This is a genomic window from Streptomyces sp. NPDC006463, from assembly GCF_042870715.1.
Classification (GTDB): domain Bacteria; phylum Actinomycetota; class Actinomycetes; order Streptomycetales; family Streptomycetaceae; genus Streptomyces.
Map to the genome: position 1 here is coordinate 54,304 of NZ_JBIAHP010000011.1, position 12,615 is coordinate 66,918.

At 70.6% G+C, this 12,615-nt stretch carries 11 protein-coding genes and 8 pseudogenes; 6 read left to right on the top strand and 13 right to left on the bottom strand.

The genetic code is table 11. The features are described from left to right. Position 1: 1 nt before the first annotated feature. Positions 2–226: an ATP-binding protein gene (locus ACFYOB_RS20970; RefSeq protein ID WP_388561522.1), complete on the top strand. Its 225-nt coding sequence runs from the start codon at positions 2–4 to the stop codon at positions 224–226. Here the strand turns inward: ACFYOB_RS20970 and ACFYOB_RS20975 are convergent. The 4 genes and pseudogenes from ACFYOB_RS20975 to ACFYOB_RS20990 all read right to left on the bottom strand — a co-directional run. After that, complete coding sequence (locus ACFYOB_RS20975; protein ID WP_388561524.1) at positions 195–1,661, bottom strand: aminotransferase class I/II-fold pyridoxal phosphate-dependent enzyme; 1,467 nt, start codon at positions 1,659–1,661, stop codon at positions 195–197. The two genes, ACFYOB_RS20970 and ACFYOB_RS20975, sit on opposite strands and share 32 nt — an antisense overlap. A gap of 42 nt (positions 1,662–1,703) precedes the next feature. Beyond that, a pseudogene (locus ACFYOB_RS20980) lies at positions 1,704–2,377 on the bottom strand (alpha/beta hydrolase family protein); the annotation flags it as partial. 37 nt (positions 2,378–2,414) lie between these two features. Then, complete coding sequence (locus tag ACFYOB_RS20985; protein ID WP_388561526.1) at positions 2,415–2,810, bottom strand: ATP-binding protein; 396 nt, start codon at positions 2,808–2,810, stop codon at positions 2,415–2,417. A gap of 121 nt (positions 2,811–2,931) precedes the next feature. Next, a pseudogene (locus tag ACFYOB_RS20990) lies at positions 2,932–3,051 on the bottom strand (serine/threonine-protein phosphatase); the annotation flags it as partial. Between the two features lie 289 nt (positions 3,052–3,340). On the opposite strand from ACFYOB_RS20990, the gene ACFYOB_RS20995 reads away from it, so the two are divergent. After that, positions 3,341–3,607 carry a protealysin inhibitor emfourin gene (locus tag ACFYOB_RS20995; RefSeq protein WP_388561528.1) on the top strand — a complete coding sequence of 89 codons (267 nt, stop codon included), beginning with the start codon at positions 3,341–3,343 and terminating at the stop codon, positions 3,605–3,607. A 61-nt stretch (positions 3,608–3,668) separates the two neighbouring features. On the opposite strand, the gene ACFYOB_RS21000 is transcribed toward ACFYOB_RS20995, so the two are convergent. The 3 genes and pseudogenes from ACFYOB_RS21000 to ACFYOB_RS21010 form a co-directional block, all read right to left on the bottom strand. Next, positions 3,669–3,929 (bottom strand): DUF5133 domain-containing protein, encoded by a 261-nt coding sequence (locus tag ACFYOB_RS21000; protein WP_388561952.1) that lies wholly within the window; start codon positions 3,927–3,929, stop codon positions 3,669–3,671. 145 nt (positions 3,930–4,074) lie between these two features. Further along, positions 4,075–5,286, bottom strand: a pseudogene (locus ACFYOB_RS21005) (PP2C family protein-serine/threonine phosphatase). Between the two features lie 220 nt (positions 5,287–5,506). Beyond that, positions 5,507–6,057, bottom strand: a pseudogene (locus tag ACFYOB_RS21010) (isochorismatase family cysteine hydrolase). 268 nt (positions 6,058–6,325) lie between these two features. Here ACFYOB_RS21010 and ACFYOB_RS21015 point away from each other — a divergent pair. Both ACFYOB_RS21015 and ACFYOB_RS21020 read left to right on the top strand, forming a co-directional pair. Continuing rightward, positions 6,326–6,604, top strand: coding sequence for a GlsB/YeaQ/YmgE family stress response membrane protein (locus tag ACFYOB_RS21015; protein ID WP_362637593.1), 279 nt, complete (start codon positions 6,326–6,328; stop codon positions 6,602–6,604). Between the two features lie 169 nt (positions 6,605–6,773). Beyond that, on the top strand, positions 6,774–7,664 hold the full coding sequence (locus ACFYOB_RS21020; protein ID WP_388561530.1) for an SDR family oxidoreductase: 891 nt from the start codon (positions 6,774–6,776) through the stop codon (positions 7,662–7,664). A 57-nt stretch (positions 7,665–7,721) separates the two neighbouring features. On the opposite strand, the pseudogene ACFYOB_RS21025 reads toward ACFYOB_RS21020, so the two are convergent. Both ACFYOB_RS21025 and ACFYOB_RS21030 read right to left on the bottom strand, forming a co-directional pair. Then, positions 7,722–7,997, bottom strand: a pseudogene (locus ACFYOB_RS21025) (DUF5133 domain-containing protein); the annotation flags it as partial. Between the two features lie 389 nt (positions 7,998–8,386). Beyond that, positions 8,387–8,719 (bottom strand): annotated as a pseudogene (locus ACFYOB_RS21030) (SDR family NAD(P)-dependent oxidoreductase); the annotation flags it as partial. A gap of 141 nt (positions 8,720–8,860) precedes the next feature. Between ACFYOB_RS21030 and ACFYOB_RS21035 the strand changes: the two are divergent. Beyond that, on the top strand, positions 8,861–10,063 hold the full coding sequence (locus ACFYOB_RS21035; RefSeq protein ID WP_388561532.1) for an amidohydrolase: 1,203 nt from the start codon (positions 8,861–8,863) through the stop codon (positions 10,061–10,063). A gap of 97 nt (positions 10,064–10,160) precedes the next feature. Here the strand turns inward: ACFYOB_RS21035 and ACFYOB_RS21040 are convergent. The 4 genes and pseudogenes from ACFYOB_RS21040 to ACFYOB_RS21055 all read right to left on the bottom strand — a co-directional run. Continuing rightward, a pseudogene (locus tag ACFYOB_RS21040) lies at positions 10,161–10,268 on the bottom strand (cytoplasmic protein); the annotation flags it as partial. An 18-nt stretch (positions 10,269–10,286) separates the two neighbouring features. Next, entirely contained in the window at positions 10,287–10,493 is a 207-nt protein-coding gene (locus ACFYOB_RS21045) for a hypothetical protein (protein ID WP_388561534.1), read from the bottom strand. A 117-nt stretch (positions 10,494–10,610) separates the two neighbouring features. After that, positions 10,611–11,726 (bottom strand): glutamate--cysteine ligase, encoded by a 1,116-nt coding sequence (locus ACFYOB_RS21050; protein WP_388561536.1) that lies wholly within the window; start codon positions 11,724–11,726, stop codon positions 10,611–10,613. A 231-nt stretch (positions 11,727–11,957) separates the two neighbouring features. Next, a pseudogene (locus ACFYOB_RS21055) lies at positions 11,958–12,073 on the bottom strand (iron-containing redox enzyme family protein); the annotation flags it as partial. Positions 12,074–12,201: 128 nt separating this feature from the next. Here ACFYOB_RS21055 and ACFYOB_RS21060 point away from each other — a divergent pair. Then, positions 12,202–12,606, top strand: a complete 405-nt coding sequence (locus tag ACFYOB_RS21060) for a DUF1622 domain-containing protein (RefSeq protein WP_388561538.1) — start codon at positions 12,202–12,204, stop codon at positions 12,604–12,606. Positions 12,607–12,615: the final 9 nt, after the last annotated feature.

A 12,615-nucleotide genomic window follows, 5' to 3' on the forward strand; every position in this document is an offset into this window, starting at 1 on the left:
GATGTCCGCTCGTGCGGCCGATGTGGTGATGCTGGTGGTCAGCGAGCTGGTGACCAACGCCCGCACGTACGCGCCCGGACCGTACCGACTGACCCTCGAGGTGCAGGACGGCTGCGTCGAGGTGAGTGTCTGGGACAGCAATCCCACCCCGCCGTCGTCCTGCCGCCCGACCCGCTACCCGTTCCGCACCGCGGTCACTCTTCGCGGAGCACGCGAACGGTCGTGACCTCCGTGTCGACCGCGTCCGGCACGACCATCCCGGCCTCAACACCTGTTCGCAGGTAACGCAGAACATCCTCGGTGAGGCGCTCGCCGGGCAGGGCCGCCGGGATACCCGGCGGGTAGGGGGTCAGCATTTCGGCCGCGATCCGGCCGTCCGCCTCCTGCCAGGGCACCTGCTCCGTCCGACCGAAGAAGGCGTCACGCGGCAGCGCCGCCTGCTCCAGCCTCAACCGCGACGGCGGCGGGACCTCAACGGGCTGCCCGGTCCGAAGCTCCGCGGCATGCGCGGCCAAGTCGGTCAGGGCCGTCAGCAGAACCTCGGCCGTGTCGCTGTCGTCGGCGTGGGTGAGCTGTGCGCTGATGCGGCGGTGATCGGCGATGTGGAGGTTGATGCGGTGCTTGTCCCGCAGCCAGTCGGCGGCGCGGTAGCCGGTGACCTCCCACGCGCTGATGTCGATGATGATCTGGAGCGGGTCCATGTCCGCCGCCCGGCCCGGCCCGCAGAAGTCGTCGCGGCCGTGCACGTGCATGCCGTCGATACGGGAAATCCGCTCGCGGGTCTTCTGAGCGAGGGTGAGTGCGTGGTCGTAGAGGGCCTCGCCCTGCTCGACCATTTGTCGGCGCCAGCCGTCCAGCGCCGCGTAGACGAGGGACGAGGGGCTGGTGGTCCCCAGGAGGTCCTCACGGCTTTTGAGCACCTCCCGTTTGACCAGGTCGCCCTGGAGGTGGAAAACGGAGCTCTGTTCGAGGCCGGCGCCCATCTTGTGCACGGAGGTGACGCACACGTCGGCACCGGCGTCCATGGCCCAGGTCGGGAGGTCCGGGTGGAAGGGCAGGTGGGCGCCCCATGCCTCGTCGACGATCATGGGCCGGCCCCGGCGGTGGCAGACCTCGGCGATGGCGGCCAGGTCCGAGCAGGTGCCGTAGGGCGTGGGCGTGGTCACCAGAGCGCCGCGGGCGTCGGGGTGCTCGGCGAAAGCCGCCTCGAAAGCCTCGGCGGTCGGCGGGTGGGCGAGATGACGCTCGGCATCCCACTGCGGATCCACCCAGACGGGCTTAATGCCCGAGAGGATCAGGCCCGCCACCACGGATTTGTGGGCGTCCCGGCCGACCAGCAGCTTCTCGTGTGGTCCGGCGACGGACAGCATCGCCGACTTCACCGACAGGGAACTGCCGCAGGTGGAGAAGAACGCGTGGTCCGCCCCCACTGCGTCCGCCATCAGCGCCTGGGCTTCCTCGAGGACGCCGTGGGACGACGTACGGTCGTCCAGCCCGCTGGTGGCGAGCACATCGGACCGAAACACCGCATCGCCGAGCACGGCCCGCACCCTGGGGTCGGCCCCCCGCCCCTGCTTGTGCCCCGGGGGCGTGAACGGGGTCTGGCCGCTTTCGTGGTAGGCGGCCAACGCATCGAGTACCGGTGCCTTCGACTGGTCCATGACACGCGCCTGCCCCGAGACCGCAGGCGAAAACGGACATCGTCACGGGGCCGGACGGAGATGCCGCTCCAGCCAGTCCGCGGCAGCGCGCGGGTAGAGCCGACGGTTGTCCGCCCGCCGGAACTCGTGGCCTTCGTTCCGCAGCGTCAACTGCCGTGCCGGCACGCCGCGGTCGCGTGCCGCGTGCCGCGTGCCGCGTGGACGAACTGCGCCGATTCCGTCGGCGGCACGTTCGTGTCGTGCTCCCCGTGGACGGCCAGCACAGGGGCGCAGTTCCCGGTCGTGTTCGGGGTGCCCGTACTTGGCGGCGGCGGACTGCGCGATCCACGGCTCGGTTCCGGCGAAGAAGGTGGCGAAGTCCGACATACCGCAGACCGCGACCCCGGCGGAAGAGGTCCGGATGCCACACCAGGGAGGCCATCGTGAGGTAGCCGCCGTACGAGCGGCCCATCACCCCCATCCTCAGGGGGTCGGCATAGCCCAGCGAGACCACGTGTGCCGCACAGTCGGCGACGTCGTCGATCACCGCGAACCGGCCGGCGCCGAGGTCGGGGTCCACTAAGGAGCGGCCCCAGCCGGACGAGCCACGAACGTCGCGGGCGAACACGTCCAGGCCCCTGCCGAGGAGTTCGTGGCAGAGCGGATTGAACACGGGCCGCCGTTCCTGTTCCTCCGGGTCCGCCGTGGAGGTGGATGACGCACGGTGCCGGCCGGCCTGTGCGCACGGCAGCGACGGCCGCCTACGCCGCCGGCCTACCAGGGGGCGCGGACGCAGATGGTCTTGCCGCCGTCGGGGGTGGGTTCGACGTGTACGTCGGTGGTGAGGTGATTGATCAGTTGCCATCCCCACCCGCCGGTTCCGTCGACGTGGGGCGGGCGCGGCTTGGCCGGGTCCGGGCTGGTATCGGTGACGCAGATGTCGATGTGATCACCGTTCAGTTCGAGGTGGAGCGATGCGGGCCCACGGGTGTGGCGCATGGCGTTGGCCACCAGCTCGCCGACGACCAGGAGCACGGCGTCGTCGTTTCCCGGTTGGGCGGGCGGCCGTATGCGCCCGGCACGGTGGAGGAAGGCTCGGGTTGCGTCGCGCGCCGATGTCGTGGGCTGCCCGCTGCGGGGCAGGGTCCGATCAAGTACGGGTGCATCCATACGTCCTCCTTCCGCCGGGCTCTAGGTCGCACCTGCCCAATCCGAGGAGGAGAAACCCGGCAAAAGCCCCCCGGTGGTGCTCCCGGGCCAGGCGTCGGCTCAGGCGCGGCGGACTCCGGATGACGTATCGGCAACCGAACCGGTCACGGAGATTGCGCGCGACGACGTCGAGGGAGTCCACCGGCGCCGCATCCTCCGCAGCCGCCAGCACCGCGGCCAGTCCGATCCGATCACGCGCCACATCAGCCTCCGCGTCTCTGCCGCGGGACGAGCCGCGCCAATCCCTCCTCCAAGTCCACCTCAGGCGGGGCGGAGCTGCATGGCAGGCGCGCCAGCGGGCGGGTGACCGTGGGCGCGGGTGCGACAGGGCCTCTTTCGGACATTCTGCGCTCGATGTATGCGGGGCAGAGCGTGTGCGGCTTTTGCGGGCAGGCGAAGGCTGACCACAACCATGCACCGCCTCCGGGCGCTCGGCTCCGGCCGAACGACCGCACGACCAGGCGGTGTTCTCTTCAAGGAGGTCCCGCACCATGCTGATCACCGTCACACGCACCGGCGGGTTCGCAGGCAGGGAGAAGACGGCGTCCCTCGAAACGGAGTGCCGCGCCGACGGAGCCGAGCTGGAACGGCTGGCCGAGCTCGCTCTCAGTGCTGAGGGCCCCGCGGGGCAGGAACCCGTTCCCGACGGCTTTCGCTACGCAGTCCGCGTCGACGGCAAGCTGGTCGAATTACAGGATCCGTACCTCACCGAGGACCAGCGGCAACTGATCGACGCCGTTTTGGCCACTGTCGTCTGACCGCCCCGCCGGCATGGCAGTGCCGTACTGGCCCGACCGGGGCCAGTACGGCACGGGCGGACTATCCCGCCGTACCGCTCAAGGTCCGACCGTCCTGTGCCGCCACCTCCGGGTCGTACGCGTCACCGAGCCATGCCGTGTGCAGCCGCTCCCGCGCCGCGGCCAGCGCTGCGTCTATGTCGCGCGTCCCGGTCGACACGCACAGCGTGTAGACCACGTCCTCCATCTCCTGCCGTACAGGCCCGTGGGGTCCTACGGCCCGGAGCTCCGACTCCCTCTCGTACTCCTCCACCAGACGCGCCAGCACCGCGGGGTGAGTCATCAGCACGATCTCGCTCCTTCACACACGTCGCAGTCACGGGCGGCCAGCGGCCCCCGATGCGTCGCCTGCCCCGGCACTGGCGTCCCATGCGCCACAGGCGCCGTCGCGAAACACTTCTCCGCTTCCCATTACGGTCACCGGTGGGTCAGTGATGGCCGGCGGTTCCCTGCCGTGTGGCTCGGCCTGCGCCAGGATCGGTCAGCGGAAGTCCGGCCAGGGCTGCGGCCCGCCCGGTCGGCTGCGGGACGGGACCGAGCCATTCGCAGAACAGCACGGTGGCGTCGTCCTGGAGGTGGCCGTCGTGGTGTTCGAGCACGGCGTGGATGAGGCGGCGCAGGGTTTCGGGGACCGACAGGCCGGCAGCATGGTGGCGGATGAGGAAGTCTGTGAAGCGGGCCAGGCCGAATTCCTCGTTGCCGGCCCGGCGGGCTTCGGTGATGCCGTCCGTGTAGAACACCAGACGGTCGCCGGGTTCCAACTGGTCCCGGCACAGAAGTGCGGGCAGGCCGAGAGCGGTGCCCATGGGGTGGGCGGGCGGGCAGTCCAGCAGGGTGCTCCAGCGGCCGCCGCGGATGATCACCGGGGGGTGATGGCCCCGATTGACCCACGTCAGGACCCCGGTGCGGGTATCGAGGTCGGCGAGGACGCCGGTGGCATAGCGGGTCTGACCGTACTGTTCTCAGGCGCCCATCGCCAGGTTGGCGGTCAGTCCGGCGGCCGTGTCGTGCCCCATCGCGTCGAACAGCGACAGGTGCACCACGTGTCCGGCGATCGCGTAGTCGTACGCGTCCCCGCTGATCTTGTAGGCGGGCTCCATCGCCGCGGAGATCATCACGCGACCGTCCGCGTACGTGGACGGCGGCATCGGGTGCCACTGCATCTCCGCCGCGACGTCGAGCGGCTTGACACGCGTCAGCCGGGCATAGGAGTCACTGCTGCCCCGCTTGCTGTCGATGATCAGGGCGAGCAGGGCGGACAGCAGCTCCATGTCTTCCAGGGCCCGCTGATCGTCGTGGACGGTGGTGATCCGCAGGACGCCCAGGCGTTCGGTACCGTCCAGCAGCGGCACCCACCAGTGGCTCCCCGCCCCACCCGTCTCGGCGCCGGCCACGACCTGCCCGTACTGGAAGGCGCGCCCTGCCACGGTGCCCTCGATTTTCAGCTCCGTCTCCTCCCCCACCGCCCCCCGCCCAGCGTCCAGGCCCTCCCCGGTCAGCAGACGCAGCACGTCACCCTGAAGATCGACCACGTAGATCAGTACCTGGGTGAAACCGACCCCGGCCGCGTGTTCGGCCGTCTTTGCCGGCAGGAGCTCCAACGGCATCAGGTGGCTCGCCGCGAGCAGGCTGCCCAGCATGCGCCGCCCTTGTGTGTCCCGGTCCCGGTCGTCCACCGCAGCACCCTTGATCCTCGCCTCGTGCCGGCAGACTGCCGATGCGCAGGTGCCCGCACCCCCACTCTCCTCCTCCGCGGCTCGGAGAGACAGGCAGGCCGGTGCCATCGGGGGGGACGCCGACGGCGGGCCCGCACCGCTCCGGAGCCGCTGCACCGGTGAGCGACGCATTCACCGGCCTTGATCACTCCACACGCCGGGCATCGAAGGTGACGTCGTCCGCCGCGCAGATGTCTGCCGACATGTTGCAACGCATCATCCGCAAGGCCGCCTCGGCCAGGTCGGCGTCGACGTGGGCGACCGCGTCGGCCGCCACGACGACATCGAAGTGCCGGATGTGGGCGTCCAGAGCCGAGACATCACGCACTGTTCGGTCACTTGCCCGCACAAAACCACGCGCCCGGTCCCCAGTTGGCCATCAAATAGGCCAGAGGGGTTTCGTAGAAGATCGAGTGCCGCGCCTTGACGACGAAGAGCGAGTTCTCGTCGGGCGCGACCGGCTCCACCAGGTCACTGTGGTGGCCGTCGAGGGCAGCCCGCAGGATCTCGCCGTGGTGCGAGCGCCACTTCCCGAAATCGTCGTTCAGGTAGATGACGGGCGGTCGCTCCCCGGGCGTGCTTCAACAGTGCCGTGACCCCGTGGAGCGCCTCACGGACGGACGGTGCCAGGGCTTCGGCGTCCTCGTGTGCGTAGGTGTTGAGCATGTCGATCACAGTGAGCGCCGTGCGAGGCATGGAAGCCGCCGCCTCTCGTCCCGCTCCATCCAGCCTGTGACCCTCCGTCGGCGGCGGACCGCCCGGCCCGGACCCGCGAGCCGCCTGATGCTCCCAGTCTCTGTCATTTCGGGGCGGCGCCGCCGAAGGGACCTGTCGGCGGGGTCCACCACCGTCGGGCGCGCGCCGCGGCCGCTGGGGTCCGCGGCGCGCTGCGCACGTTTGAAAGCGCGACACGCGTGAAGAAGCGACTTGACCCGGCCTCATCTCACGAAGCAGGAGACGCATCATGGGCATCATTGCGTGGATTCTCATCGGTCTGTTCGCCGGCCTCATCGCCAAGGCGATCATGCCGGGCAAGGACCCGGGCGGCATCATCATCACCATGCTCATCGGCATCGCCGGAGGCCTCCTCGGCGGCTGGCTCGGCAAGGTCATCTTCGGTGTCGATTCCATCGACGGCTTCTTCGACCTCTCCACCTGGATCGCCGCCATCATCGGCTCTGTCATACTCCTGGCCCTGTACCGCCTGGCCATCGGAAGCCGGCGCTCTCACCGGCATGCCTGATTGCGGCTGCGGCGCGTGGGCGTAGACGCCTCTCGCCTGTTCGACACCGTTCAGGCCGCATGCGCAGGGCCGGCCGCCGCAGCCAGATGGCGGGCAGGTGCGGATGCGCACACCATGACCGTGACGTGACACCCCCGGATCAGCCCGAGAGGGCACCGACGGAGATCCCATGCCGCAGGAAGAGCCCCAGGTCCCCGACCCGGTGACACTCCACCCGCGCACTCCCTTTCCGGACCAGGAGCAGGACCATCCCGGCTCCACGGAGCGGATGGAGCCACGACCCGACCACGGCGAGGACTCCTACCAGGGTCACGACGTCCTGCTCGACCGGGCGGCGGTCGTCACCGGCGGCGATTCCGGCATCGGCAGGGCCGTCTGCCTGGCGTTCGCCCGCGAGGGTGCGGACGTCGTCTTCACCCATCTCCCCGAAGAGGCGGACGAGGCGGCCGAGACGGCGCGCCTGATCCGCGCGGCGGGCCGTAAGGCCGTACCGGTCGCATGTGACATCCGTGACGAGGAGCAGTGCGCGGCCCTGATCGACCGGGCCGTGCACGAACTCGGGCGCATCGACCTCCTCGTCAACAACGCCGCCTACCAGATGTCCCAGCCCGACGGCATCGAAGCGATCACCACGGAGCAGTTCGACCGGGTGATGAAGACCAACCTGTACGGGATGTTCTGGCTGACCCGCAAGGCCCTGGAACACATGCCGCGTGGCGGCTCGATCGTCAACACCACCTCCGTGCAGGGCTATCAGCCGAGCCCGCACCTCCTCGACTACGCGATGACGAAGTCGGCCATCATCTCCTTCACCCACGGACTGGCGCAGATGCTCGCCGAGCGCGGCATCCGCGTCAACGCAGTCGCACCCGGGCCCGTGTGGACGCCGCTGATCCCCGCGACGATGCCCGACACTACGAAGTTCGGCGAGCAGTCACCCCTGGGGCGGCCCGCCCAGCCCGCCGAGATGGCACCGGCCTACGTGTTCCTGGCCTCGCCGCAGGCGAGCTACATCACCGGGGAGATCGTCAACGCCACCGGCGGCACACCCCTGCCCTGACCACTTCGTCGTGGCTGACGGCCTGCCGGGGCGTCTAGCCATGACGGCAATCAGCTGCTCGGCCGCCAGCAGCGCACCATGCGCGCTCCGTTGCTCCATCACGATGCAGAGGGTGTACGCGGCATTCTCCAATTCGCCGCGCACACCCGCGTCGTCGGGCGCCGCCACGGCCCGGCGGCGGGCCGCCCGCAGGTGAGTGACGTGCCGCCGCAGAACGTCCGGCCGGGGCGGCATCCATGAAGCGGTCGCAGGGGTCGGCAGTGTCCGGGCATCGACGAGGGCCCGGCGCAGGGCCTCGTCCACGGCCGGAGCCACCGGCTCGCCGACACGCATCGCGAGGACGGCCGCGGCCACCTCGTCGGGCTGGCTCCTGCGGACCGAGCCGCGTCAGCGACGATCCGCCGGGACGTGGCCGCGGTACAGGGGGCTCCCGCTTGAGAGTCCATCGGCGCGCGCCGAAAGCCGGATCGTCGAGTTCGCCCCATGCCGTGGGGCGCCACGGGGGCGCCGGCCCGCGCTCGGACTGCGTAAGGCGCGACAGCCTTCTGAGCGCGCAGGCTCACCGCGGCATGGCGGAACCGGATTCGGGGGCCGAAGGGTGAGCGGGATGCCGTTCTGGTCTGTTCACGGGCGGCCCCGGATGAGAAGGCGGCGTACCGCCTCTTCCACGGCGCCGTGCGTTGCGGGGTCCCCGTCCGCGGCGCTCGCGCCTGCGGATCCGAGTCGGCGAACGGGCTTCCTTCGGCGACTCCGGCATTGCCCACCACCACGGACGCCGGTCCGAGGCGGGTGCGGACCTGCCGGGCCGTCTCGGCCATGGCCGCTTCGTCGGCAACGTCGACCTCCCAGCAGGCCGACTCGTTGCGCAATGAGCCGGCCACCTCCTGAAGGCGTGCTCCTTCCAGGCCCAGGAGGGCCAGTCGCGCACCCCGAGCGTCGAACGCCCGGGCCAAGGCCGCACCCAGCCCGCGCGCCGCTCCGGTCAGCACGACCGTGCGGCCCCGGAGGGGCCGACTGTCCTTCCGCATGCCCACGTGGCGCCTCCGACCGTCCATAGCCCTGTCATCCGGTCCTCCTGGTTCCAGGATGGGCCTGCTGAGCAGACACCCACAGGGCAAGGAATCGAGAGCGCGGCGCGAGCGCGCGTAATCGGCCGGCCTCCGGACAAAAGCGGGACGAGGCTACGAGGAGACGACATGGGCGGCGCGGGCGATCCATCCGACGAGCTGTACGGGCGACTGCGGCGGGAGTGCGCCCGCCGGGCGGACCATCTGTGGGCCGTCAGCCGCGCCCTGCACGCGGATCCCGAGCTCGCCTACGAGGAGCACCGCGCGGCCCGGCTGCTGACCGGCGAACTCCGGCGGGCGGGGTTCGCCGTCGAGCCGGGGACGGCCGGACTCGACACGGCTTTCGTGGCCCGCGCGGGAAGCGGGCGCGGGCGATGCGTGGCACTGCTGTTGGAGTACGACGCGCTGCCTGACCTGGGACACGCATGCGGACACAACCTGATCGCCTCGGCCGGGCTGGGGGCCGCACTGGCCTTGCGCAGCGTATTGGAGGAGGAGTTCGAGGGCACGGTGCTCGCCGTGGGGACGCCGGCGGAAGAGCGGGGCGGGGGCAAGGTCGCTCTGGCCGAAGCGGGCGTGTTCGACGGTGTGGACGCTGCGCTGATGTTCCATCCCGGCGTGCACGACTGGTCATGGGCGCCGCTTACCGCGCAGACCCAGGTGCGCGTGGGCTTTCACGGCCGGGCAGCGCATCCGACGGGCGATCCCACCCGGGGGATCGATGCCCTGGCCGCCCTCATCCAGCTGTTCAACACGGCCGCCGTGATGGGCAGGCGGTTGCCGTCCGGCTCACACGTCCAGGGGATCATCACCGACGGAGGCAGCGCGACCAACATCGTTCCGGCCTTCGCCGAAGGCCTGTTCGGCCTGCGTGCGGCCACCAGCACCGCCCTCGATGCGCTGGCGGCCGAAATGGACGCCTGGGCGGAAGGAGTGGCGGCCGCGACCGGCACCACGGTGGAGGTGACCCGCCTGGGCAAGGGCTACGCCCACTTCCGGGACAACGACGTCCTCTCGGACCGGTTCGGCCTGCACCTCGCACGCTCGGGCATCCGACTCACCCAGCCCGTCGGCGGGGTATTCCTTGGATCGTCCGACATCGGCGACGTCAGCAGCCGCGTCCCCGCCATCCATCCGTTCCTTGCGATCCTGGGCGAGGAAGCCTCGGACCACACCCCCGCCTTCGCGCGCGCCGCCGCCTCGGAACGGGGGCGCGAGGTGATGCTGGCGGCCGCCGAAGCCCTGGCCTGCACGGCCGCCGACGTCCTCAGGGACGCCGGCTTCACCGCCCGGGCCTGGGCCCGCCAGCGGGAGAAGGCGGCGGGCTTCTGACGCCCGGGCCGCGGTGCTTCGTGCCGTCCCCAGCTACCCGTACGAGGGCGTGAGTACTTGAGGCGGGGCCGACCCCCCTCCCCGCAGGGCCCGGCGCTCACGGCACCCCGTCCGTCTCCCGGTCGGACCGGGGCCATACGTACGGCAGGTCGTCCGGCACCCCCGGGAAGTGCTCCCGGTAGAAGGCCGGGTCCTTGCGCACCAGGCGTACTTCGGCCCTCGGTCAGGTGTCCCGGCCGGCAGTCTTGGCGTTCTCGGCGGCCCGGCGCTGCGCATCGCTGCTCGGAGTCGATGTGTCGCCGGCCTCGCCTTCGTGAGTGTCCGGAAGCACCGCTTGCTCCGCTTCCTCGCGGGACTCCGGGTCGCCGCTCTCGCCGGGAGCCTGCGACGGAGGGGTAGGCGCCGGGTTGTGCTTGCTGGTCTTGGTCATCGTGCATTCCGTTCATCGCTACTTCACATCCACATCGGTATGCCCCGCATCTGCCCAGTTCGGCAGCCCCAGCACATCGGCCGCGGCCAAGGGTCCTGCCCGAGCCGCGGCAGCGCCTCACGGCTTGATCGTCATCTCCGCACACCGAGTGACGACGGATGCGAGCTCCTGCCCGTCGGCGTGCAGCCGACGCTGTGTGCTGGCGCCGTTCCCCCGTTCGCGCAGGTGCGCGATGGCTTCCCGGACCCGCTCGTCGTCATCGTGATCCTGCAGCGCCTCGCGCACGTGGCGGTACAGGGCTTCGACGGCGTCCTCGGCAGACGTCTCCCGCATGGTTTCGGGGTGCAGAAGGGGTCCGTCCAGGCCCGACCGGCCGGCCCGCCAGGAGGCCAGCCGCAGCAGACTCGTACCGACCCTGGCCGGAGGCTGCCCGACCTGCCAGTCGCGGGACGCCGTCTCGACCAGGCCGCGGATGAGGGCGGCGAGCAGGACAGGCGTGGAGGCGTCCAGGCAGACGTCGGCGACCCGCACCTCCACGGTGGGGTAGGTGGCCGACAGGCGGGCATCGAAGTAGATCATGCCCTCGTCGCGCAGAACTCCGGTGTCGATCATCGTGCTGACCTGCTCGTGGTAGCGGTCGGCGGAGCCGAAGATGTCCACCGGGCCGGCGGAGGGCCACCGGTTCCACACCCGGCTGCGGTAGCTTCCGTACCCGCTGTCCTCGCCCTGCCAGAAGGGCGAATTCGCGCTCATCGCCATCAGAACGGCCAGCCAGGGCCTGATGCGGTCCAGAACCGCGACGCCCTCCTCCGCCGACGCGACCGACACGTGGACGTGGCACCCGCAGGTCAGCTGCTCCTGCGCGGTCAGTCCGAACTGCTCGCCCAGCCACCGGTAGCGTCGTCCGGCGTTCAACGACGGCTGGACGGGCAGCGGGGACGTCGCGACCGCCGCCACCACCGCGCCGGCACTCGCCGCGTGGCGGGCCGCCTCGCGGCGAATGCGGACGATCTCCTCCTGGAGCTCGCCCATTTCGGTGACCGGTTTCGTGGCGAACTCCAGCTGCTCCTTCTGCAGCTCCTTCTCGAACTCATGGTCCCGTCGACCGCTCGTGCCGGGTCGCTGCCAGGCCGAGCGCTCCGCGGCCGCCAGCACCGCCCCCGACACAGCGAGCGGGGCACCACTGTCCGCGTCCACGAGCAGCAGCTCTTCTTCCACGCCTACGCTTCTCATCTCGCCGCCTGTGGGTCGACCCGGTCAGATGCCCCGCACCTGCCCTAACCCACCTCGACCATGCCGACCGCCAGGCGGGCGGACGGCCCCACGAAGGTGACGCTTCATGCCGAGGGGGCTCGATGCATCGGGAAAGGCGAAGCCCGGCCGCCGCTCGCCGGACGTGCAGGCGGCGCGCCGGGTCCGAGGCCGACGCGCCGCTCCGCACTGAAGCTCCGCGCTCCGCCAGTGCGCCGCGCAGCCGAACGCGATGTCCTGCTCAGGTGCGGTTCATCGGCGAGGAGCCCGCCGATGACTTCGTGGCGGACTACCTGTTCATGGACGGCGTCCGCCACGGTGTCGGCATCAAGAGGTGGCCCCGTCACTGGGAGCGTGAGGATGCTACGCGGGGGCCAAGCACAGAAGGCTCCGGGCCGAGCCGAGCCTCGGGGCCTCAATCGCCCGTGCAAAGGCCGCAAGCGGGTAGACGAGCCGAATGACGCCGTCAAAGGAACTGCTGTCCGAGTCCGCGGTTCAGGAGGTGATCGGGTGGCTCGTCCATGCGATCGAGGCCGCCGGGGCACTGATCATCTTCGCCGGTGCGGTGTGGGCGTTCGCCCGCGTCGCCTCGACCGGGCTCCGCGGCCGATCGCTCATCGGTGAGTTCAACAAGATCCGCTTGAGCTTGGGGCGCTTCCTCGTTCTGGGACTGGAGTTCCAGCTCGCGGGTGATGTGCTGCGCACCGCGGTCGCCCCCGGCTTTACGGAGATCGGGCAGTTGGCGGCGATCGCCGCGATCCGGACCCTCCTGAACTTCTTCCTCACCCGGGAGATCGCACAGGAGCGGGCCGAGATCGACCAGGATCGCATAGAGCCCGACCCTCACTTCGCGGCTCCCTGAAGGCCCCTT

Excerpts from the sequence above, each read along its gene's own strand:
- ACFYOB_RS20970 (WP_388561522.1), top strand. The coding sequence starts at position 2 with ATGTCCGCTCGTGCGGCCGATGTGGTGATGCTGGTGGTCAGCGAGCTG.
- ACFYOB_RS20975 (WP_388561524.1), bottom strand. The coding sequence starts at position 1,661 with ATGGACCAGTCGAAGGCACCGGTACTCGATGCGTTGGCCGCCTACCAC.
- ACFYOB_RS20985 (WP_388561526.1), bottom strand. The coding sequence starts at position 2,810 with ATGGATGCACCCGTACTTGATCGGACCCTGCCCCGCAGCGGGCAGCCC.
- ACFYOB_RS20995 (WP_388561528.1), top strand. The coding sequence starts at position 3,341 with ATGCTGATCACCGTCACACGCACCGGCGGGTTCGCAGGCAGGGAGAAG.
- ACFYOB_RS21000 (WP_388561952.1), bottom strand. The coding sequence starts at position 3,929 with ATGACTCACCCCGCGGTGCTGGCGCGTCTGGTGGAGGAGTACGAGAGG.
- ACFYOB_RS21015 (WP_362637593.1), top strand. The coding sequence starts at position 6,326 with ATGGGCATCATTGCGTGGATTCTCATCGGTCTGTTCGCCGGCCTCATC.
- ACFYOB_RS21020 (WP_388561530.1), top strand. The coding sequence starts at position 6,774 with ATGCCGCAGGAAGAGCCCCAGGTCCCCGACCCGGTGACACTCCACCCG.
- ACFYOB_RS21035 (WP_388561532.1), top strand. The coding sequence starts at position 8,861 with ATGGGCGGCGCGGGCGATCCATCCGACGAGCTGTACGGGCGACTGCGG.
- ACFYOB_RS21045 (WP_388561534.1), bottom strand. The coding sequence starts at position 10,493 with ATGACCAAGACCAGCAAGCACAACCCGGCGCCTACCCCTCCGTCGCAG.
- ACFYOB_RS21050 (WP_388561536.1), bottom strand. The coding sequence starts at position 11,726 with ATGAGAAGCGTAGGCGTGGAAGAAGAGCTGCTGCTCGTGGACGCGGAC.
- ACFYOB_RS21060 (WP_388561538.1), top strand. The coding sequence starts at position 12,202 with ATGACGCCGTCAAAGGAACTGCTGTCCGAGTCCGCGGTTCAGGAGGTG.